We start from the raw sequence: 23,257 nt of genomic DNA on the forward strand, positions 1-23,257 counted from the left end.
CTAGCTTCTCAGAACGATCTCTTGATATATAGTCATGAAGAAATTGATAATTTGCTGCACCAGGCTGAAGAACAGCAGACAAAGAAAGGCCATAAACGCCATAGCCGCAACCGTCAACAGGATGGTCACTATAGTCTTGCCTGGCGTGAACTGCTGCACCGTCATATTTCCGACAAACAGCAGAAATATAAACCAGATGGTGGCCAGGCTTCCCGAGAAATAATAGAAAGAGGCCTCCTGAAGCGAGATAAAATTGCTGAGCCATATCCACGGAAGATTGATGATTACCAACGGAAGCATCGCAAAGCAGGTGGACGTAAATATTTCAACAAATTTGCCTTCCCCGTCCATCAAAGTTGTTATCGACCAATTCGCCACGGTCCAGAATAACACCGGGATAAGTACATACAGCACTTCCAGAAGACTGTTCATGTAATTCGGATTGTACATCGACACGAGGAAACCGCTGTATTGGGTACTCAGCACATTGGTCAGCACCATCAAGCCAAGGATGATAAAAGAGATTACAAGATTCGTTCTGCGGCTGCGGTCGTATTTCAGGTCCCAGAACCCGTTAAAGGGGTGTGCCATCAGCTCAAACGGGTATTTAACCAGCTCTTTGTTCACGCGGGACCACCTTCTTTCTCACCTTCATTTTTCTAAACTTAATCCAGGCAAAGACGGCAATGACAAGGAGGAATACAGCAGCCACAATTTCTGTAAAATGGGCACGCAGCACCTGTTTGCGATGCAGCAAATAGGCCTTCGAATAATTGGTCTTATCCATACTTTGTTTAAAATATTTCATCGCTTCAGCGTAATCGCCCTGACGCAGAATGGCCTTGCCGATGCCGGAATAAGCAAAATCCAGATTGGCGTTCATGTTGATCGTCTGCCGGAACAGCTGCAGCGCCTGCTCCTCGTCACCGTTGTAATAGCTGCGGACCGCCTGATTCAGCGTCCGTCCGTACTCCGTACTCCGGAATACGGTGATCTCGCCAAGCGCCTTATCCAGCACGATAAAATCATCGCCGATCCGCTCCAGGGCCGCGGGAGTATTAAAGTAACCCAGCTGGTTGCCCATACCGCCGAATACATACAAGAGATAGCCGTCGCCGTTGTAAGTGAACACCCGGCCGTGGTTGGCATCCAGAATCGAGTACATTTCACTGTCGCCGATATCAATGTCGGCTAACCGGGTATAGCCGGTTGTAACCGTGGCGTAGATGTCCCCTTCCGGTTCCCAGTAGCCCAGCCGCCGCAGAATATCACTGCCCTGGGCATTAAGCTTCTTCACATTATTACTGCGTTGACCGTTGGTCGCATAAATAAAGCCTTCTTCATTGATATCCAGATTGGTGAACTCGGTCGGTGTGTACATGACCATCTGGCTCCGCTGTGCTTGTGTGGATATACGTTTCCAGAAATATTCGACCGGATCAATCGTGACTTTGTTAGCGCCAATAAACGAGGTGAAGTCCCCCCCGGAATTAAACTCCATGAATCCGTCATACACACCGGTAGCCATGACATACAGGCGCTGCGCTTTATCCACAACAAGCCGGACGGGCTGAAAAGTGAAATTCTCCGGCAGCTGCTCAGACTGCGGGCTGTCAATCACCTTCACAACATTGTCGCGGGAATCAAGCTGCACTACCCGCCTGTTTCCGGTATCGGCAATATATAAATCCTTATTCTCTGTGACGAACAGTCCAAGCGGACTTTGGAAGGTCTGTACCGCCCCGTCCTGCTTGAAGGAATCAATGATCCGCTCCAGCTTGAACTGGCTATCCAGTATCAGGATCCGGTTATTACCGGTGTCCAGCACATAAATATCTCCATCCGGGGTCACATGCATATCGGAGGGATCCTTCAAGGGTCCTGTACCGAGGCTGTCTCCGGTCCACAGTTCCGTCGCCTGATAAGCTGCCGGTGAAGCTACCGGCTCCCCCCAGTAAGAGTAGTTATACGAAGAGCTGCTCCCGTCAGCCATAGCGGGTGCTGCTGCCGTCATAACGCCGAGCAGCACACACACAGCCAACAGGATGTACGCCCTTGCCCGGTTAGCAACATTCTTCATCGCGTACGCATCCTTTCTACTCCTTCATCCCGGACGTCGCCATCGTCTGAATGACGCTGCTCTGGGAGATAATGAAGAGCGTAATGGGAACCACCATGAGCAGCAGCGCCACAGCCGCCCCGACACCCGCTCTGGCTATACCGCCTAGCACAATCTGGCCAAGCGCGTAGTGAAGTGTCTTAAGATTCTCACTGTAAATAAAGTTGCCCCCGTCACTTCCCCACAGCATCGGGAACTGGAGGATCATCAGCGTCAGCCAGGCCGGCTTCACATTCGGCATCACAATGGTCCAGAAGATGCGGTATTCACTGGCTCCGTCGATCTTGGCAGCTTCCAGCAGGGCATCCGGAATCTGTTCCATGAACTGCTTCATCAAAAACAGTCCGAGCGAGAACGAGAGGGACGGTACAATGATTGAAGCATGGGTGTTGATCCATCCCAGCCAGGACATCACCATATAGTTAGGGATCGCAGTGACCTGGGCGGAGAACATCAGCGACAGGACTACGATGGTGAACAGTACCTTGGAGCCCGGGAACCGGTATTTGGCAAGCGGGTAGGCAGCCGCCGAAGCGAGCAGAATATGTCCAGCGGTGCCTACGACCGTAATGATCAGCGTATTCATGATGTACCTGGACAGTGGAACCCAGGAATTCCCCATCAACGAGAACAGGTCAAAAAAGTTATCCATCGTCGGATTGATAACGAGAAAACGCGGCGGGAAGATAAACAGCTCATCGAGCGGCTTAAACGCGTTATTGACGGCATAGATCAAGGGCAGTGCCATGAAGCAGCCAAAGGCGGCCAGCAGCAGGAAGAGCAGAAAGCTGACTGTAAATGAACGGTTGAGCTTCTTCGTTCCAGAGATTAACCGTATCGTTTTGACGCTCAATTCACTCCCCCACCTTTCTGAGCAGTTTTTGTATAAGCAGGTTTGCACCGAGCATCAGACCAAAGAGTACAGTCGCGATAGCCGAAGCATACCCCATCTCAAAACGGATCGTGCCGTAGTCCATCAAATGGGTCACAATCGTATGGGCCGCATAGTTGACACTCGGAAATCCTGCAAGTGCGATGGCAACATCAGCTACGGCAAAAGAGCTCGTAATCTGCATGACAGCGCCGAACATCAGCTGCGGCCGCATGGAAGGAAGCGTGATGAACCACAGCTCCTGCCAGCGGTTTTTTATACCGTCAATAGATCCGGCTTCGATCAGGGTGTGGTCGACCGTCTGCAGTCCCGCGATAAAGGCCAGGAAGCTGGTGCCGAGACTCAGCCAGAGCTGTACGATAATGATGATGGTCAGAATGTATTGTTCATTGGTCAACCACTGAACCGGTTCAAGGATGAATCCTGTTTTCATCAGAAAACCGTTCAGATAGCCGTAGGCATCACCGGAGAAGAAGATCAGCCAAATGAAATACACATTTCCAGCAATGGACGGCGCGTAGAATACCAGCGTCATAAATGCGCGGATTTTGGGTGACAGTTCATTGATGATCCAGGCAAACAGAAAACAGGCGATATAACTGACCGGACCGGTAATTACCGCGAACATCAGCGTATTTTTAAGTGCAATCATAAATACATCGTCACCGAGCAGCAGCCTGGAATAATTTTGCAGACCGACAAATCTCGGAAACTCCAGCATGTTAAAGTAGAAGAAGCTAAGTATCATGGAAAAGACTACCGGAATGACGGTGAACATGAAAAAAAGGATCATGTATGGAGCCATCAGGATATAATGATGCTTGCTCTTCTTGATCTCCCTCCAGTTTCGGGTCCATACCGATTCCTTCAACGCAGGGCTGTGAACCGGTACTGACCGATCGGCGGCTTCCACTTGCATCTTCCTACCCCCCAAACGAATACGGCAAATTGAACTCTTTGCGCTTAATTGCTATTTCATCATTGATATACAGAATATAATCCGACAGGGCTTCCCGGGGATTCTCATTGCCGTTGACAACCTTGCGGAAAGCGTTATCAAGATGCCGGCCTGTGAAGTAACCGCCCGGAATCTGGGGAATGCCTTCGACCCACTGCCACTGGCTCTCCAGATTGTTATAATCCTTGACCGGCCACGGAAGCTGCTCCAGGGCCTCTATATTGGCCGTCGGATATCTGGCCGATTCACCGAGCAGGCCCTCCATCTGGCGGCCGTACATAATCTGGGTGTTGCTGTCTGTCCACCATTTCATGAATTCCCAGGCGGAATCCTTGTCATCCGCGTTCTCCAACATCAGCACCCCGGTCGTATGGCTGGCCACTTTATGATTGACCGAGTGGTCCGGAAGCTCCGTCCCCGGAACCAGAGTGAAATCCCACAGGCCCTTGATTTCCGGTGCCATAACCTTCAGATTGTTGTAGATGGTGTAGTCTGCGATCCCGATCGGCATTTCGCCGGTCCGGAACCGGTTCGGAAAGTCCGCCTGAAGCGGGAATTTGTAATTCGTATAGAATTGCGTCCACTTCTTGAACGCTTCCATGGAAATATCAGAATCCAGACCGCTTTTCTGTCCTTCTTCACGGTAGAACGACCCGTCATGCTGATACAGCAGCATGGAGAAGGTTGCATTCGGCACAATCGTCGCATTGTTCGTCGGATTCTCGATGGGAAGATAGAATTCCATATTGTGCTTCTGCAGAACCGAGATCATATTGTAGACATCCTGCCAGGTCTCCGGAGGCGTCAGGCCAAGCTCCTGCAGAATATCCTTCCGGTAGAACAGCATCGGGAACGTCTGCTGCTCCGGCAGCGCATATATACCGCCATTGTATTTATAAGGTTCCAGAGCACTGTCTCTGAATCTGGAAGAAATCTCCCTGAAATCGGAGAATTGGGTCAGATCGGCGGCAGAGTCACGCATCGCGTAATTGACCGGAATATCCTCGCCAATCTGCATCGCGACATCCGGTCCTTCACCGGACAGGGTCGCAGGCAGCAGAATATTCGCGGGCACGAGCCGGAGATGAACGGATATATCCGTTTCAGGCGTAAAGGTTTCGTCAATCATACTTTTGAGTACCTGGGCCTGATCCCGTCCGGTCGTAATCCAGACGGTTACGGATTTCTGATTCTCCGTGGTGTTGCCGATGCTGTCATAGTCTTCCGTATAGGAGGAGAACAAGGCACCGACCTCATGCTTCATTTTGGCCAGGGCCGATGATTGCGCCTTGGGCAGCGTATGCCCCGGTGAAGACACTACCAGGTAATCCAGCGTAAGCGGCTGCTCGCGGACCGTAAGAATCCAGGTTCCGAGTCCGCCCACATTCGTCTTGAAGGTGGTCAGGCGCCGGGGAACGGTCTCCGGGTCCTTGATCATCTCATCCAGCTGATGGACCAGCGTATACAGCACAGCTACCTTGTCGCTCCGTTCTCCGGTAGATTTCTCCAAATATTCAGCAACACTGCGAATGGTCCCGGCCTGGGTTTTGAACACCTCAACCATATCCGGTATCCGTTTTACCAGCTGGTAATCGCGATACGCATCCGGTGTATTCGACGTGATGATCATGATTTTTCGGTACATTTCATTCAATTGGAGCACGCTGGACTCAACCGTCTGCAGAAGCGGAGCAAGATCGCCCAGCGTCACCGTCATGCGGAGCTTGTGCCTGCCCTCGGTCAGATGAAACAGATAGGGCTCCTCTCCGCCCAGCACTTCCATCTTCCAGTCCATATTAAAGGCGAACTGGATCCGCTTCATTTCTTCAAAAGGAATCACCCCGTCAATCGTCAGGCTCCTTGTGGCGAACACGCCCCGCAGCTGATCCTGCTTGACTTTGAGCGCGATCTGGTATAATCCGTCTTCCGGTACATCGATCTCCCATTCAATCCACTGCCCCGGAAGCTTCCAGTTCAGTCCGCCAATCGTGTTAATGCGGATTTTGGAAACATCGTAAGGCTCGACCGACGGACTGGACCTGTCAGAAAGCGGGTACAAGGTCGGGGAAGATTTCAGCGCAGCGTCTTCTGCCTGAACGACGACATACTGGCCTTCCGCCGGTTTGAGTCCGAGGGACTCATAGGTGCTTGCCAGCTCAGCGTAAGGCTTAATATCCTCATCCTGATACAGCTCAATATAATCAATTGCCATCGGCTCTCTGACCGCGGCAAGTGTGATCTCTTGTTCACCTTGCCCGAAATAAAACTGATAGGGCTCCTCATAATAACCGTCGCTATCAGTGAAGGGAGACAGCTGCCACTGCGGCTTCTCGATCTGAGAAGGTCGCAGATCATTCCCGCGGTCATCCCGTCTGACTTCAGCCTCACGGCTTCCCCATAAGCGGTAAAGAATCAGATTCTCGGATTCCGCAAAGGGAATCTTCCCATTAATGGCCAGCGATCTTTCAATCGACGAGCTCTTGCCTTCGACCGGGAAGTAGTGAATCCGTGCATTGTACAGACCCGCTTCCGCAATCTCAGCCTTCCAAGTGATGCTGCCCCTGTCCGGTGTAATTACCGCCTGTCCTTCAAGTCCCTCATAGCCGCTGACAACCTCAAAGTCTTCACCGTCTATACGGGTATAATGTTCGCCTTCAATAAGTATAATTTTGTCCGGCCGCCCGCTCGCTGAATGGGCCTGCCTGTATTCCCCATAGCCGTCCCCGGCGGTATTATCCGTAACCGGGACAAAGTCGTTCATTGCGTAGATCCGCTTCTGCGGGGCATCACCCGCACTGACGGCTACCGCAATAAGAACGCAGGCAATGATTACAACAACAATGCCTATGCCATATTTCCTCTTTCTGATGTTCAACGCTTCTCCCCTCCAGCACCAGAGATTGCAGTTTAATAATGAGTCCCCATTATAGAATGCTTCATCTACATGGGGACATCATGATCAACGGTTATTTTTTATAAACTTCGTCAATGGCAGCCTGCACCTTCGCCTTATATTTCTCGACGACAGTCGATACCGAATTGCCTGAGGTCAGTTCACCGATAATGTCGTAGTACGGCAGATTCGGGAACGTATTATGGTCAAGAACCACCATGTTCGGAGCGACCATTTTGGCGTTTTCAATATCTTCCTCGGTGGTGAAGACGGACTCATACGAACCTTGGTCAGGATAATCGTAGATGGAGTCGATATCATTAATCTTCTCCCAGATGTACATCAGCTGTTCCGGATTCTCCACGGCCTTCGGAATCGTCAGTGCCTGATAGAGCGCTTCGGCAGAGTGATAGGTGGTAGCGCTCGGACCTTTCGGGAACGGAACGAAACTGAGCTCATAATCCTGCATATCGGTCTTGAAGCCGTTCAATTCATACAGCGCGCCGGCATACATCAATGTGTTGCCTTGGCGGAAGAATTGGGCCGGTTCGGTCCAGTCTCCTCCTTCAGTCGGACGGGACACCTTCTCTGTGGCGAGACGGGATACCAGGCCAAAGGATTCAAGCGTTTTCGGATCATCCAGAGTCTGTTTGTCGCCGCTTGTCAGTGTGGCTTCGTTGGAATAGAGCGCCTGATCCATCAGCCCGTTGTTAGCCAATCCCCAAGTGTCCAGCTTGCCGTCATTGTTTGTATCCTTGTTGGCTTCCTTGGCTACCTGAATGAATGTATCCCAGTTCCAGTTATCCTCATCGACATATTCCTGGAGCGGTTTCATTCCCAGCTTGTTCATCAGCGTTTTGTTGTAGAAAATGCCCTGAACCAGATTGGCCTGGTTCTCGGTGAATGCATAACCCCTGCCGTTATACTGCATGTATTCATTAGTCGTCTTCTGATTGAAGACCCGTGCATTCTTCGTATATTCATCGATCGGCCATAGCAAATCCTGTTTGACGAGCGCAGGAATCATGTAGGATTTACCGAGACGGACGATATCGCCGATTGGTTCACCTGCCAGAAGGGAGGCGGTTACCTTGGCCTGATACTCACCGAAATCAATATTCACATATTCAACCTTGAAGTTGTGCTTTTTCATCAGTTCATCCAGATTCTTTTTTCGCTGGATATTATCCGGATTATCCTCCGGAATCGTCATATCCCACCAGGCTACAATCTTGATGGTCCTGCCGCCCATGTCGAAATCCATTTCAGGCGTAGCCTCCACATCCTCCTCAACAGCAGTGTTACTCTCTCCATTGTTCCCGTTGCCGCTGTTTTCCGCTGCTTCAGTCGGTGCCGGAGTTGCTGTGTTGCCCTGCGCATTGCTGCCGCTTCCCGAATTACCTCCGCTGCAAGCCGCAAGCGTGAATACCATTGTCAAACTGAGTAGCGTGGTACAGAGTCTTTTGTATAACATTTTGGGACCTCCCCTTCAGTGATTGGGTAACAATCAAAAGTGTAGCGCTTACATTTTTGATCGACAACCTGCCTATTTTCAGGGTTGAACCCGTTCATTTATAGATCATTACGGCCTAAAAATGCACTTTGTTGAACAGGTAAACAAATGCACGGTTAATAAAAAGTTGCACATTGTCACTCCCCTCCGGGTTGAACCATAATAAAAAGCGTAGTCAGGATTTATGAACATCAGTCGCTGCGGATGACTATTTTTGATGAAAGCGGGGAAAGCATCTTGTATAAGATACTGCTTGTGGATCCTAATTCAGATTCATCGGAAACCATGCTGCATATGTTGGACTGGAACCAGGCGGGTTTTTGCATTCACACTACTGCGGATAATATTACTGACGCACTGTACCATGTGGACAATCCTGCCCATATTCTTGTATTAATAAATATAAAGCGCTTACAATCCTTCGGTCTGCAGTTGTGCGGACTCATTCGCCAAAAAAGCCGCATTCCGATCATATTAATTGGCGGAGGACAGGATTTCAATCTGGCCCGCCAAGCTCTGCACTATCAGGTAAACGATTACTTAACCGATCCTGTACAGTCATCCGAGCTGCTGGATTGTCTGGGTATACTCAGGCGTAATCTTGATGCATCGCTTGAAGACGCCGTTAAGGCCCCGCAGCCTCATTGCCAGAACTCTATCATAGATATGGTTAAAAAATATGTTCAGGAGGAGCTTCACCAGAATATTTCGCTGAAAAAGATCTCCGAAGCCCTTCACTTCAACTGTGCCTATCTGGGACAAAAGTTCAAAAGTGAAGAGCAGATTTCCTTCAACGAATACCTGCTCCAGCAGCGTATGGAGAAGGCCAAGCATTTGCTGGAAAGCACTGAAATGCGGATCTACGAGATCTCCAGGGAAGTCGGCTACTCGGAAACGGACTGGTTCTATAAGAAATTCAAGGAGTACACCGGAACAAGTGCCAACGAATACCGCAAGCAGACATTGATTACTGCATAAATAAATAGACACACAAGAAACAGCGGCGATTCATGACCTTTAAGTCACGTATCGCCGCTGCCGGATTCAACGACTAATAATTGGTGAACGTATCCCGGTACTCCTGAGGTGTCATTCCCGTTACTTTCTTGAAAAAACGAGTGAAGGAGTGGGCCGCTTCATAACCGACCGCCGCCGCTACTTCCCTGATTTTGATCCCCTCCGCTTTCAGCATCTCCATCGCACGGCGGACCCGGCACTCGTCTATATAATCAGACAGATTAATACCTTGTTCCTGCTTGAAAAACCGGGAAAGATAGGTTGGATTAAAGTGATTCAATTCAGCCAGACGGACAAGAGACAGGTCCTCGCCCAGATTATTGTCGATATAATGGCAGATCCGCTCTATGGCATTTGTAGCCTGATTATGCTCATCAGACTGTCTGGCGGCGAGGATGGCATCTGAAGCACTTGACAAGTATTGAAAGGATTCTGCGATTGAAGCATGCTCATCTAACCTCATTAATCTGCTCCAGTCCCCTATTTGTTCTTTCTGCAAGCCCCAGCGGTTGATACAAGACAGAAACATAAGTGCCAGTGTATAGTAAGCTTCTGTTACCTGGTGGATCCCCCAATGATCTTGCAGAATATAACAAACGGTATCATTCAGAGCTTCGTGTAACTTCTCCTTTCGGCCTGCTTCAAGATGGGCCGCGATAATTTCCGTACGTGAGCTGATCCGCAGTTCTTCCCTCGTCTCCCCTGTTCCGGCTTGCCCGCTCCAGATGACAGAAAGCCCGCTCACGGTTCTGAGCTGCTGCAATTGACGAAGCCGGTCGTATTGGGCGGATACAGCATCCCAGGTGCAGGGGGCACAGACGGTAAAGGCAACCGGCAGCTGAAGCTCCTCCAGGCAGGCTTCCTGGATAAGCTCCAGTGTCCCCTCCAGGTAACGCTTCAGCTGGTGTTCTGAATCCCTCAATTCAACCGTAGCCGGCTGAAGGAACCACAGCAGCCCCCCGAACTTATCCTCCATTCCGGCATGCTTTGTTTTTCCTGCCAGATAAGAATCCCAAATCAGACGGCCGTTGAGAGCTTCCGGTTCGATTCTGTATAGCTCGCTTCCTCCGGATGCTCTGGACGGCCCAGAATCAGGGTCACAGGCGCATGCGGATCAAGTCCGATATTCAGTAGACCGAAGTCCCCCTCCAGCATCCCGGCATCTTTTCCGAACATCCGGCTGTCCTGAAGAAGATGCCTCAGATATTTCTCCTGAGCCATCAGCTCCAAGGCTAGCAGTTGTTCGGTGGACTGGACGATAAGCTCCTCAACCCTCCTGCCCTGTTCAATCTCCTGCAGCGTCTCCTCAACGGATGATACCACTTTGTCATAGCCTTCGGTTTTGAGGACATAACGCATTCCGGACATCTGAATGGCTTGATAGGCATAGTCAAATTCACTGTATCCGGTCAAAAATATAACTTTACACCTCGGCCAGAGTGTTCTGATTTTCTCCGATAGCTCCAGGCCGCTCATGCCGGGCATACGAATATCAGTCAAGACAATATCAATCCGTGTCCGGTCCATCCAGACCAAGGCTTCTTTGGACGAATACGCCTTGCAGACATCCAGCTTTTCCGGCATAAATTGAGTCAGTACTTCATGCAGGGTATCTGTAATAATCTCTTCGTCATCCACCACGAGCAGTCTATACATCGTCACCTTTCCCCCTTAAACCAATCCGTATCATCACTTTAAGTCCCCCCAGCCCGCTTCTTGAGATCTCGAGTCCGCCGCCATCCCCATGGATCAGGCTGATTCTGCGGTGAATATTCATCATCCCGGTCATCTCCTGGAATTTCAGCGGGTGCAGCAATTTTTCCTGAAGCATTTTTATTCCTGCATCGTCCAGCTCATTACCGTTATCTTCTATTACAATGCGGGCCTCACCGGAGGAGGATTCAAAGGATACCCGCAGCATACCCTCCTCAGGCAATTTCTCAAGACTGTGTTCATAGGCGTTCTCGATTAGCGGCTGGGTAATCAGCCTGGGAACACGGATGTCTCTCATCTCTTCCGGCAGCTCGTCAAACTGGACTTGTATCCGCCTGGAAAAGCGAAGCTTCTGGATTTCGGTATACATTCGGGAATGCCGGATTTCCTCCGACAGCTTTACATAGTCCTCCCCGTTGCGGGTAATAAACCGAAAATATTCACCAAGCATACCTGTAAATTGTTCAATGCGTTCCACATCCCCGGTTTTGGACAGTGAATTCAGGATAAAAAAGCTGTTATACAAAAAATGAGGATTGATCTGTGACTGCAGTTGTTTAAGCTCTGCCTTTTGCATCATCAGCTTTTGTTTGAAGTCCTGATCAATCAAGATTTGCAGCTTGGCGATCATCTGGTTGAAGCGCTGGTACAAATACCCGAATTCGTCAGAATGCTTGTGTTCGATCTGGATATCAAGACTTCCGTCCTCCATACGGCGGAAGCTCTTGACCAGCTGGAGCAGGGGCCTGTGTACCATCCTGTATGTCATAACTGTATAAACTGAAACTGCGCACAGGGAGGCCAGCGCAAACAGCCATGCCCACATTTTGAATTTAGCAAGCGGCCGCCGTACTTCTTCCATAGGCAGAAAGTTCGCCACTGACAGATCAAGCTGTTCCGAGAACGCTTTGTCAATATGATATTGCCGGCCATCCGCCTTGAAGCGCGACCACCTTCCTTGGACTTCCCGCAGTGCAGTCATATTCTTCTTAAGGATGTTATCCGTCTCCTCATCATTTCCCAGCGCGAACGTTGAATCCTCCGCTAGCAGATAGGAGCGGCTCCCCGGATATAAGTTGACCTGTCCCAGTGAGCTTCGCAGCTTCCGGTTATCCAGCTCGACCTGCACAATAAATAGCGGTTCATCGCCTTTAACTCCACTTTGTTTAATAGCAATCATATGAAGCAGACCGTTATAGCTGATCAGCTTTTTATCCGACTTATAAGGAATGGAACGAAAATAGGAATAGCTTTTTGTGTCAAAATTCTGCATCGTACTCTGGACAGACAACGTTTTATCGATCTTACGTACATGAATCCGGATATCCTTGATATAATCACTGCTTGTTTTGATCGTGGCTAAGCGCTGAAACAATTCGTTTAAGCTGGAACGTCTCTCCACGCTGCTCATCATATCCCAGGTAACCGCAAGACGATTCAGATGATTATCCTCAAGAATATCGAACTGCTGCATCTCGATCCAATCCAGCTCGCGGGTCAAATCACCCAGATAATCCGTCAGCTGCGCCATTGTCGCTGTAGATAAATCACGGCTGGCATTATTGTAGCTCCAGTTATATAAATAGACGCCTAAAAGCAGCACCGGTAAAATAATGATCAGATACATCATGACCATTCTGGACAAAATTGTGGTCCGAAAGGAACGGATAGGTGCATTCAATGGTAAAAGCCTCCGATATTATATAAGTTAATCACTCAGACTTGCTGGACTGTCCTTCATACCAGCGGTTGACCTCTTCGGTCATTGCATTGCCGCCAAGCCGGCCCCACTCCTCTGTGAAACGTTCGAATTCATCCAGAGGGCTTCCTAGAATAATGTCCATATACGTATCCAGCTGCATATTGATCAGCAGGCTGTTCTTCTCAAGCATGGTCTCGGTCGGACTGCCTACAAAGCTCTCATATAGAAGCTGATCGCTCCGGATATATTGATCGAGTACCGAAAATACTCCCTCCGGGCCGTAAATCCGTTCCCAGCCCCAGCCGCTTTCTTTATCCTCGCCTCCACGCTGATAAATATCGATCATCTGCTTAATGGACGCCGCCTCATCCGACAATACGGAAAAGTCGCCAGTCCGGCGGCCATGCTCCAATTGGTAATAGGCATTGAGATTTTTGCGGCCCGGAGCAGGTGTTACAGGAGATAATCCCCATACCGGATATGGATTGCTGTAATATGTTTTATAATCTGCTGTCTTGCCCCAGTTTGTTTTCAGATACAGATTGAACATTTTGATGAGCGCTTCAGGATATTTATATTCCTTTTTCACAGCAAAAAACTGGTTGGTTGCAAAAGGAAGAGGTACCTTGGGTTTACTTCCAGTGGCCGATACGATCGGATAGGCACGCCACTGTGCTTCCGGATTCTGCTCACGGCTTAATTGAAGCCAGAACGAAGCCCACTGCTCTCCATACACAATACCTATTTTCCCTGCACCTACCATCTTTTTGACTTTACTGCCATCATTAAGGGAAAACTCAGGATCCATTTGACCGCTGGCATACAATTTTTGAAGTGCGGCAAGCGCTGCTTTGACCTGAGGCTGTATGCCTCCATACACCAGCCGGCCGTCCGGATCTTTCAGCCAAAGGTTGGGGTACGCCCCATAACCAGCCATAAAGTCCGCCAGACCGGCCACCGGGTCCCACAAATAATTAGTAGCAGCAAGTCCAAAAGTATCATCCACACCATTATCGTCAGGATCCTGCTCTGTAAACGCTTTCGATAATTGGAGCAGCTCCTCCATCGTATTCGGCGGCTCAAGTCCGAGCCGGTCTAGCCAATCAGTGCGTATCCATAAATATTGGGCAGCTTCAATGGATGAAGCGGTTTGCGGGATACCCATCAGCTTGCCGTCGATTGTCGCCGCCTCGAAAGGACCTGATCCCTCTTCCCCAAGCGTCTCTCTTGTGAATGAAGATGCATTCTTTTCATATACCGCACTTAAGTCTTGAATCAGTCCGGCATTGCTGAGCTGCCTTAGCTGCTGTGCATTCACCCTCACCACATCCGGAATACGGCCGGAAGCCAGCGCCATGCCAAACTTCTTAAAGTACACCTCGCCGTCAGCGATCCATTCGTAAGTAATCTTGATTCCCAGTTCCTGCTCATATAGCCGGGTCCAGCGGTTGTCCTCCAGTGTCTCCCCCGGTAAATGATCCAACAAATCATCATCTTCACTGAATTCTTTCACGAAGGACATTTCCACAGGCGGAGTATATTTGCTGAAAGCAAGCTCATTGTTTATCCTCTCTGATAATTGTTCAGGGGAAGCACGCCTGTCCATCCTCAAACTCCAAGTCATAGCGAAAGATACTAAACAGACTGCAAAAACCAAAATCAGCATTTTGATTGGCTTGCCTCGCATATTCATGCTCATCCCCCGTATGTAAGAAAAGTTTGATATATCATTATCAATGATTCTCCGATGATTTTGCAACACACAAATGTTTATTTCGTTACCCGTTCTTTACTTATTTTTTAAGCACTGACCCAAAATGAAATAACCGCCACCTCCATGGTAGCGGTTGAAAATGAATACGGGGTAACACGGGTACGGGCTGGTTGCGGAAAGCGACATTCATCTGAATGTTAATCAGGAGGGCGATCCTGAAGAGGACCGGAAGATGGTGGGCACTATTTGGTGCAGGTTTTTGGAAGTAGAAAACCGCATCACCTTTCTTTAATTTTCCTTTCAACATTGAAATATAATGAAATGTAAGATATCTTTCGAAATTATAGGTTGCCGCAGTTTAATAAAGGGGCTACATTTCAAATGAAGGAATTAATAACGAAAAATAAGAAATTCGTTGGAATTACCATTCTGTTAGTTTTGCTTACTTCAATAACATGTTTGTATCCTTTGTGCTGCAATTTACTTTTTTGATTTACAGGCAAAACTATGCTGCAAAATTTAATACGGAGCATCTCTCCTCCCTTTTACGGAAAATGTATAAAATGAACTATGATGCGTACAGCAAGCTTGAACCTACCTATTTGATTAACAGGATATTTTCAGCTGTGGATACCTTATATATGTTCACGATCTCCAGCTTTTAGGGTTTAACGCAATCCAGCTTTATCATTGTAGTTTCCCTTATATTGGCTTATTCGGTTCACTGGTCTATATTTTTATTTCTGCTGATTCTTATTCCCGTTAATATTTTTGGATTCCGTTTTATTAACAAGAACTTGAAGCGTAAGATGGAAGCCTTGCAATATGAAGGTGCAACTGCTAACAAGGATTTAGTATCTACACTGTCAAATGCTGATAATATTAAACAGCTGCCTGATTATGCATTCCTGGAGAAGGCTGTACTGCCTGGATTAGGCAGAATGTATCAGACATTGGATAATACAAATAAGTTTGCACAGGGTTCCGGCGCTATCATCGACTTTATCAATCAGCTTTTTCAGAATATAACCTACGTGGCCGTTGCTTATTCAATTGCCCAAAAATGGTTGCCGATGAGCAGCATTGTCATAATTGGTGTTGTATTACTCTTATTTTTCAACTCCTTAAGAGGATTAACGGAAGTAAATTTAAATCTAAAAACATTAGAAACCAGTCTGGACTTCATTAAGAGCGATTTAGAAGACAACATAGAGGCGGATGGTTTTGTACATATCAAATCAATTGATTCAATTACATTAGATAAACCTGAGTTTACACTTGGTAGATTAACTTTCAAATACCCGCTAGAAGAAAGGGTATACAGAGGGCAAGTCGTTTATCTTATGGGTCCTTCGGGCTCCGGGAAATCCTCCCTGCTGAAGCTTTTGCTAAAATTCCGGCCCGGTAATGGAATAATGATAATTAACACACCAATACATAAAATCAGTAATGCTTCTTTAAGATCAAGAATCGCTTATTTATCTCAAAGTTAAGGGCTGGGATACTCTTTTAACAGAGAACGGTGCTAATTTATCCGGGGGAGAAAAGCAGAGGATCGCCATTGCCAGAATGCTTCTGAAGGATGCCGATGTATATATTTTGGATGAAAGCACAAGCAGTATTGACCAAGCTTCTTCAGATGACATTTTTAAGGCTCTGCTGACTATGGCAAAGGATAAGATTGTGATATATACTTCTCATGTTAGTGCTTCAGTTAAGTATGCAACCAAATTGATTTCAATAGAGACGGAGAAGAAACATGAAGAACTATTGGACAGTCGAGGAACTTGCAAAAGAATTACAAGTGACCACTAGAACGATAAGTAATTATTTGAAGTCTGGTGAACTTACGGGTACTAAAATCGGCGGTCAATGGCGGTTTACCTTAGAAGATATACGAAAGCTGACTGGAGAGGCAAGTCTTAATAATCCTATTACTGAATTCATCGAAAATTTCACTACCCCAGAGACTTTTCAACAATCTTTATTAGCGCTAAATATTCCTATAAAGAACCAAGAAGAGCTCGAAACAATTAGAGACCAGATCATTGAGCAATACAATCAAGTGTATTCAGGCGGGAACCGGAGGTTTAATTATGAACTGCTCTCTCCAGATTATTTTAGAGTGATATTGTCAGGGCCGATAAAGTATACTTTGAATTTTGGAGCATGGCTTGAACAAAAATTTTATTAGAATGTGTTAAAGGGCCATCATTTACGTTGTTAAAAGAAATAAAGGAGGACCAGTCTGTACCTGCCGACCGGTCCTCCTTTATTTACTTGCTCGCTTCAGCTGTATATTAATCCGCAAGCTTCATTAATTCTTCGCCAGCGGCGACTCCCAGCGCTTCAGCCGTTTGCCTCCCGTAGCGCTGTTTTCGTTGAACCGACCGGCTTCGACTTAACAGCAACATTATTCATGTTAATGCTCCTTCTTTCTAGTGTGCTAGAAGGGATCGAACGGATTACTTTCACCATTTATCACTTTTATGCCGTTGAAGACAAATGGATTTGCATAATAAAACCCTGCAGCTGAGGTTGCTGCAGGCTTAAGGTATTCTTTCATATGCGGTTTATCAATAACCGATCATTGGTATCGCCACAGGGTATCTGGCATAAGGCTCCATTTCTCCATTTTTGACCTTATACAGCACCTTTGAAGTTTCATATACAGCATCCATCAGCTCTTCATACGGCTGCATACAAATATCGACCATACCGATCTGATAGTTCTCCCCGTCATACCTCCCCAGACAGAACTGATCGTTAAACTGGAACCAATGCGCTCCGACGCCATAGGGATGTGCAGCCACCTTTTCTACAAAATGTCTCCACATGACGCCCCGTTCCTTCTGATCCGTGACACCTTTCAGGCCGGTAGCCGGCAGCCCTCTGTCTAGAGCCCCGCAATGATACTCGCCGAGCAGAATGGGTAAGTCAACGCCGGCATTTTTGACAAAATCCATGTCTTTGGACGGGTCAAAGTCATAGCAATTAATCGAGAACACGTCAAAATATTCCCATCCGGCCATCATGTCAGGGTTATAAGCTTTTGACCATCTCAGCCCTAAATTTAAATGGTGTTTGTCTACCGCTTTGCAGGCCAAAGACGGAATTCTGATATATTCACGGATCAAATGGATAGAGAATTGCTGCAGATCAAACTTCGACGCGGGATAGGTCCGCGAACAGCAATCGAGCGGCTGCTCCAAAGCCTCAAAGCCTGCAAACCCGGCATCCCAGGCTTGATTTAATGCTTCAATCGTCCCGTATTTATCCCGCAAAAACGAGATTAACCCCTGACGGCAATACGTTCGAGCAGGATTATGCAGGACTTCATCGGCAATCAGAAGCCCCTCCACAAAATTAAACTCCGGCTCATTGCGCAGGAAGTAACCGATCAGCCAGACATCATCTGCCCAGTCAGCAAGCTGCCGGGCATATTGCTCCGATTGCTCGCTGTACTCGGGCGACAGCACATCCGGGAAGTCCCTGAATATCAACGTGTTTGTTGCAGGGAAGCCGGGAAGCTCACGGACATAAGGCAATTTGCTTCTTCCATTGTTGACACAGAGTCCGGGGAAGTTCCCCTGTGAGTTGATTCCGTTCTTCATTAAAATATGGTGAGCGATGTTTTCCCACTTTCCGCGCCACTGATCACCGTAAACTTTTTTCAAATTCATGGCGGTAAAGTTAGTTATTTTATAATGGTCAAGCGGCATATAGGCTGTGCGGCGGCGGCTTCCTTCCCTGTAGAACTCCTTATATTCCGGGTCCTGCATATCAGGCAGCCAGTCGCAATTCTGCTCAAAGCCGTCTATACGGCACTGGTCTCCAGGATTCGTTCCGCAAGGACCCAGGGAAAAATAATCACAGCCTTCCGGGTCCACCAGATGCCAGCGGCCGTCTTCCGATTTGAACGTTGCGAAATAGCCTGTTCCTTCTGTTAATTTCCGGGCAGAATCACCGCCCCAGCGGTTCCATTCGGCAAACGGATACCGGGCCTCGCCTTCAATGACTTTAAGCTTCTTGGCCAGTTCATCCAGAGATTGAATCTTCCCCGGCCACTCCTTGCCCTTCCATTGGCCGAATTCATCCACCAGCTTCTTGCCGGGAACCGGGAATTCCTCAGGTTTGTCATCCGTCAGGAAGAAGTTTTCCAATCTTACCCGGACCTCATGAAAGGAACGCTCCATGCCAAGCTCGAACCGGTCTGCCTCTTCGATCCGGGTACGCTGTCCATGAACCACCAGCTTAAGCGTGCCGGAGTACGGTTGGTATATATCGTGCTGTTATCCAGTAAATGAAGGTCCAGGCAGATCCTTGTCTTCAGACAGGGCAACAGGCCAAAGCGCATGAAAATCCGCTCCTCTTCAGCACCCGGCAAGAAACAGCGGAACATCATCGCTACCGAATGCTCCTCCAGCACCTCAATATCTCCTATAATGTATCGTTTTCCGGAATTACGGATTTCAGCAAGCGAAATCCCGCCGCCTTCGGCTCCGAGCACCACCTCACAGCGATCCGCGCTTAGTGAAGTAAACGTTGCTGCTCTTGCAACAGCATTCTCAAAATGGATTTTCATGGTGTAATTGTGCGGATCACAGCTTCTGCCGCAGGCAGCCCCGGCGTTGCCGCTGTTACTTTGATCGTTCCCGGAGCGGCCCCGGTCCGGATGTAAGCCAGCAGTTTGCCGTGATAGGTGCTGCGGGTGTGGGAACGGTAAGGCTGCAGATCCTGCGCATTGCCGTTCTCCAGGCCAAGCAGCTCGCCCGCTCCCTCCACGGTAACCGTTACGGGAAGCTCCGCTTCGTATATGCCGTTGCCGGCCGCATCGGTAATTTCCAGTTCGATATGGGCCACATCCCGCAGATTTGCCCGCAGCTCCAGCGTATCTGCTGTCAGGCTAAGGCGCTCCGGCGCAGCTGCTGTCCGCAGCTCCCGCTTCACTGCTCTCCCCTGTCCGTCCTTGCCCTCCAGCGTCAGCGTTCCCGGTTCATAGTCCACTTCCCAGCTCAGGAACAATTCCGCGCTGTCAGCCGGACGACCTGTCCCGAGCAGCTTGCCGTTCAAACGCAATTCCGCAGCCGCCAGATTGGTGAACCCGCTCACAATCAGCCGTTCGCCCGGCTCCCAGTTCCAGCTCGGAACACCGCCGTACCGTCCGCCGGTATCCGCCATTCCCGGTTCATCCGCTCTGCGGACGGCGAGATAAGCCATCGGCGTCTCGCTCCACAGGCTCTGACGGTAGTAATAGCTCGGCTTCGGAAAACCGGCGAGGTCCAGGAATCCGGCCTGCGCGGCCCGGACCGGCCAGCCGTGCGCCTCTCCCAGATAATCGATGCCAGTCCAGATAAACTGCGCGCAGACAGCATTGTTGTCGCGGACGGCCAGCCATTCCCGGAGGCCCGGGGAATTTTCGCTGCCATAAATCACCCGGTCCGGATAAGCAGCCTGATCCTGCTCATACAGATGCTCCTTGTAGTTATAACCGGCTACATCAAGCGCGTCGGCATAGCCGATAAGGTTAGACAGCTCGGGATAAGCGAGCGCCGCTGTTACCGGACGGGTCGTATCACATGCTTTCACCGCCTGCGCCAGTTTCCGGGCGATAACGGCGAGACGCTCGGCATTCGGCTTGTTCGGGTCGTATATCCGCTCCTCAGCCGGCTTATTGGCGTCATTGTTTCCGGTCATCGTCTGGAACGAAGGATGGCAATACGGGTCATTCGGATAATCCACCTCGTTGCCGATGCTCCATAAAATGATCGACGGATGATTGCGGTCGCGCCGCACCATCTCCTGAAGATCCGTAATCCCCCATTGCGGGAAATCTTCATAATAACCAAAATGCTTCGGGGGATACACATTATGTCCAACCGACCACTTATTCTTGACGCCTTCCCATTCATCAAATGCTTCATCCATCACCAGAAACCCCAGCTGATCGCACAGATCGAGCAGGTTCGGAGCCGGCGGGTTATGGCTCATCCGGATCGCATTGCAGCCCATATCCTTGAGATAACGCAGCCGCCGGGTCCAGACATCGCCGGGAACGGCGGCTCCCAGCCCGCCGGCATCATGATGAATGCACACTCCTTTGATCTTCATAGCCTCCCCGTTCAAAAAGAACCCTTCAGCCGGATCGAAGGAGAAGCTGCGGATACCGACGGGAGTGCGGACCAGATCCACGGTCTCCCCGTCCTGGAGAACTTCTGTCAGCAGCATATAGAGATAAGGGGTTTCCGGCGACCAGCGCTTCGGTTCTTTGACTTCTATGGTCTGCACGTTGTCCTCCGCTGCTCCGGCGGCTACTGGCAGCAACGCGGCCGCTGACCCCGCCGCGTAGCCCCCGGCATCCAGTAGTGTGTGGCGTATGGATAGCTCTGCCGAAGTCTCTGTTTCGTTCATCACCCGGGTCTCGACCTGCAGCTCCGCCCTGTCCCGTTCTGCCGTAACCGCCGATGCAAAAATGCCGTATTGCGCAACATGAATATCGTGCGTAAAAGTGAGATAGACGTCGCGGTAGATGCCTGAGCCGGTATACCAGCGGGAGTCCGCCGTTTCCGCATGGTCCACTTTTACAGCAATGATATTATCCGGCCCTCCGTACTCCAGCAAACCCGTTACTTCATAAGTGAATGTGCTGTAGCCGTAAGGGCGTTTCCCAAGATAATGGCTGTTCACCCAGACCTGTGAATGGTTGTATACACCCTCAAATGTAAGATAAGCGCGTCTGCCTTGCAGCCCTGCCGGCAGCGCAGCATGCTTACGGTACCAGCCGATCCCGCCCGGCAGATAGCCGCTGCCGCTGGAATGCTCCTGTGAAAAATCCTCCTCGACGGCCCAGTCATGCGGAAGTGTAACCCTGCGCCAATCCCAGTCGTCATGCCCTTTGTACCACGCCCGGGCAGAGTCCCCCCGTTGAAACCGCCAATCGGCATTCAGCCATATCATGCTTCTGGATTCGTTCATCTGATCCTCCCTTATTTCGGTTGTCGAATAGGTTAAAAAAGCCCTTCCGCGGGGAAGGGCTCGGCGGAAGCCGTCTGGGCCGGCAGAATTATTGCGCGGCCTCCATTTTTTGCTTGTACGCATCCAATTGCTTTTGCAGCTCTGCTTTGACTTTATCGTACCCGGCCGTTTTTAGTTTTGCCCTGAATTCTTCAACCGCCTTGGCTGGATCGCTCACTTTACCGAAGTTGATCGCAGGCCCAAGTTCCCCGGCCACCTGCGAAATCGCCGTCAGCTCGCTTTCTACAGGAGACTTATCGAAGACAAATTGGCCGTAAGGATAGGGGATTTTGATCTGGTCGTATTCGGAATAAAGTGTGCCGATCTGATCCCAGACGGTGTCGCTCGGGATTTCAAATTTGTCTGTCCGGCCGCCCCAGAAATCGGAATAATAGGCATCCGAAGCTTCGTTGTAGCTTGCCGGGAGCGTTCTTTTACCGTCCTTAAGCTCGTATTGCACACCTTCCATACCATAATTGATCAGATGGTAAATCTCTTCGTTGTTGCGGATCAGATCGTAAGCCATCAGGGCCCGCTCCGGATTTTTGCTGTGGGCACCCAGAGAGGTTCCGCCGTGCGTGATGGACAGCTCCATCAGATTTTTGCCGCCGGTGCGGTTAAACGGAAACATCTGCAGCTCGGAGCCCGGCTGCGCTTTGTCCATTTCTACACGCAGCGTGGAAAAGGTCTGCGTATGATGCTGATCCAGGCCTGATAATCCGGCTTTAAGCGCTACGCGGTTGTCGTTTTTGTTGTTGAGCGCGTCCTCGCGCCAGAAGCCTTTGTCCGCCCATTCTTTCATCAGCGTTGCATAGTTCAGGAACACGTCGCTGAAGATCGGCTCGGCTACGGTATATTTCTCATCGTTGGATACCGCCGTGAATACCGGCATGTACCCCGTGGAGATCGGAAGATCCAGATTATCGGTGTAGGATTGGACGTAGCCGCCCCATGTCATCGCTCCGGAAGCCATATCCCACGGAATTACATCCGGCTGGTTGTCTTTTACATATTGGAGATATTGGCCGATTTCCTCCCAGTTCTTGATCGGCTCGGTAAGTCCGGCTTCCTTGGCCCAGTCACCGCGGTAGAAGAATCCGTGATTGACCCATTGTGTGTAATCGTTCTCGGGAATCAGCACGATTTTGCCGTTATACCGGCTTTCGTTCCAGTCCTCCTCCGGGATGGAACTCCAGGTCTCCGGCGCATATTTCGGCAGCAGCTCATCGAGGTTCATGAAGGCCCCGCGCTGGGCATTGGCCCACGTATCGAGCCAATCCGTACCGATCGTAATCAGATCGACCGGTTCCCCTGAAGCAAGCAGCAGATTGTATTTGGTTTGCCAGTCAGCCCATTCGACCCATTTCCATTCCAGCTCGGCATTGATTTTTTCCTTCATGATTTCATTGACTTTAGCCAGCACCTTCTCGAATTGACCGTTCTTCGGTTTGTCGCCCAGTACCACATAACTGATCTTAACAAACTTGGATGTATCGGGCGCCGAGCTGTCTTCGCTTCCGCTATCTTTATTCGTGGAAGCTCCGGTGTTCGCCGCATTGTTTCCGCCGCCGCAGGCAGCCAGCGTAAACAGCAAGAGGAACGTCAACAAAATGCTTGATGCTTTTTTGATCCCCATCCTTATACAACCTCCCTGTTTTTTGGTCTGTTCTATGTGAGAAGGCCTGTTTGGCCTTGGCACAACGTTTTACCGTTTTCCATAAA

16 protein-coding genes and 1 pseudogene are annotated in these 23,257 nt (G+C 49.5%); 3 read left to right on the plus strand and 14 right to left on the minus strand.

Going from position 1 to position 23,257, the window contains the following annotated elements; all coding sequences use genetic code 11:
* From AWJ19_RS26000 to AWJ19_RS26025, 6 genes are all read right to left on the minus strand, one after another.
* Complete coding sequence (locus tag AWJ19_RS26000) at window positions 1–627, minus strand: YIP1 family protein (RefSeq protein ID WP_068728134.1); 627 nt, start codon at window positions 625–627, stop codon at window positions 1–3.
* A complete protein-coding gene (locus tag AWJ19_RS26005) occupies window positions 608–2,080 on the minus strand; it encodes a hypothetical protein (RefSeq protein ID WP_068728135.1) in 1,473 nt (490 codons plus the stop codon). The genes AWJ19_RS26000 and AWJ19_RS26005 overlap by 20 nt, the downstream gene beginning before the upstream one ends.
* Before the next feature lie 16 nt (window positions 2,081–2,096).
* Window positions 2,097–2,972 carry a carbohydrate ABC transporter permease gene (locus AWJ19_RS26010; protein WP_068728136.1) on the minus strand — a complete coding sequence of 292 codons (876 nt, stop codon included), beginning with the start codon at window positions 2,970–2,972 and terminating at the stop codon, window positions 2,097–2,099.
* Window position 2,973: 1 nt separating this feature from the next.
* A complete protein-coding gene (locus AWJ19_RS26015; protein WP_128083698.1) occupies window positions 2,974–3,930 on the minus strand; it encodes a sugar ABC transporter permease in 957 nt (318 codons plus the stop codon).
* A gap of 4 nt (window positions 3,931–3,934) precedes the next feature.
* Window positions 3,935–6,844, minus strand: a complete 2,910-nt coding sequence (locus AWJ19_RS26020; protein WP_068728137.1) for an extracellular solute-binding protein — start codon at window positions 6,842–6,844, stop codon at window positions 3,935–3,937.
* Window positions 6,845–6,935: 91 nt separating this feature from the next.
* Window positions 6,936–8,336, minus strand: a complete 1,401-nt coding sequence (locus AWJ19_RS26025) for an extracellular solute-binding protein (RefSeq protein WP_068728138.1) — start codon at window positions 8,334–8,336, stop codon at window positions 6,936–6,938.
* A 276-nt stretch (window positions 8,337–8,612) separates the two neighbouring features.
* On the opposite strand from AWJ19_RS26025, the gene AWJ19_RS26030 reads away from it, so the two are divergent.
* Window positions 8,613–9,353, plus strand: coding sequence for a helix-turn-helix domain-containing protein (locus tag AWJ19_RS26030; RefSeq protein ID WP_068728198.1), 741 nt, complete (start codon window positions 8,613–8,615; stop codon window positions 9,351–9,353).
* A gap of 73 nt (window positions 9,354–9,426) precedes the next feature.
* Here the strand turns inward: AWJ19_RS26030 and AWJ19_RS37740 are convergent, their stop codons facing one another.
* Genes AWJ19_RS37740 through AWJ19_RS26045 form a run of 4 tightly spaced genes read right to left on the minus strand, consistent with a single transcriptional unit; the run spans window position 9,427 to window position 14,413 of the window.
* Window positions 9,427–10,368, minus strand: a complete 942-nt coding sequence (locus AWJ19_RS37740; protein WP_347231158.1) for an AraC family transcriptional regulator — start codon at window positions 10,366–10,368, stop codon at window positions 9,427–9,429.
* 41 nt (window positions 10,369–10,409) lie between these two features.
* A complete protein-coding gene (locus AWJ19_RS37745) occupies window positions 10,410–11,048 on the minus strand; it encodes a response regulator (RefSeq protein WP_347231159.1) in 639 nt (212 codons plus the stop codon).
* Window positions 11,041–12,786 carry a histidine kinase gene (locus AWJ19_RS26040; RefSeq protein WP_347231160.1) on the minus strand — a complete coding sequence of 582 codons (1,746 nt, stop codon included), beginning with the start codon at window positions 12,784–12,786 and terminating at the stop codon, window positions 11,041–11,043. The genes AWJ19_RS37745 and AWJ19_RS26040 overlap by 8 nt, the downstream gene beginning before the upstream one ends.
* A 31-nt stretch (window positions 12,787–12,817) precedes the next feature.
* Window positions 12,818–14,413, minus strand: coding sequence for an extracellular solute-binding protein (locus AWJ19_RS26045; protein WP_241781896.1), 1,596 nt, complete (start codon window positions 14,411–14,413; stop codon window positions 12,818–12,820).
* Between the two features lie 788 nt (window positions 14,414–15,201).
* Here AWJ19_RS26045 and AWJ19_RS37750 point away from each other — a divergent pair.
* Window positions 15,202–16,014: pseudogene (locus AWJ19_RS37750) on the plus strand (ATP-binding cassette domain-containing protein); the annotation flags it as partial.
* Between the two features lie 266 nt (window positions 16,015–16,280).
* Window positions 16,281–16,715: a helix-turn-helix domain-containing protein gene (locus AWJ19_RS26060; protein WP_068728141.1), complete on the plus strand. Its 435-nt coding sequence runs from the start codon at window positions 16,281–16,283 to the stop codon at window positions 16,713–16,715.
* A gap of 382 nt (window positions 16,716–17,097) precedes the next feature.
* On the opposite strand, the gene AWJ19_RS26065 is transcribed toward AWJ19_RS26060, so the two are convergent.
* The 4 genes from AWJ19_RS26065 to AWJ19_RS26080 form a co-directional block, all read right to left on the minus strand.
* A complete protein-coding gene (locus AWJ19_RS26065) occupies window positions 17,098–18,771 on the minus strand; it encodes a beta-galactosidase (RefSeq protein WP_128083699.1) in 1,674 nt (557 codons plus the stop codon).
* On the minus strand, window positions 18,687–19,106 hold the full coding sequence (locus AWJ19_RS35415) for a hypothetical protein (RefSeq protein ID WP_068728143.1): 420 nt from the start codon (window positions 19,104–19,106) through the stop codon (window positions 18,687–18,689). The genes AWJ19_RS26065 and AWJ19_RS35415 overlap by 85 nt, the downstream gene beginning before the upstream one ends.
* On the minus strand, window positions 19,103–21,496 hold the full coding sequence (locus AWJ19_RS26075; protein ID WP_068728144.1) for a glycoside hydrolase family 2 TIM barrel-domain containing protein: 2,394 nt from the start codon (window positions 21,494–21,496) through the stop codon (window positions 19,103–19,105). Before AWJ19_RS26075 ends, AWJ19_RS35415 begins: the two co-directional genes overlap by 4 nt.
* 88 nt (window positions 21,497–21,584) lie before the next feature.
* On the minus strand, window positions 21,585–23,171 hold the full coding sequence (locus AWJ19_RS26080) for an ABC transporter substrate-binding protein (RefSeq protein WP_068728145.1): 1,587 nt from the start codon (window positions 23,169–23,171) through the stop codon (window positions 21,585–21,587).
* Window positions 23,172–23,257: the final 86 nt, after the last annotated feature.

The organism is Paenibacillus sp. DMB5 (assembly GCF_001517085.1).
In the GTDB taxonomy this organism is placed as follows: domain Bacteria; phylum Bacillota; class Bacilli; order Paenibacillales; family Paenibacillaceae; genus Paenibacillus_AQ.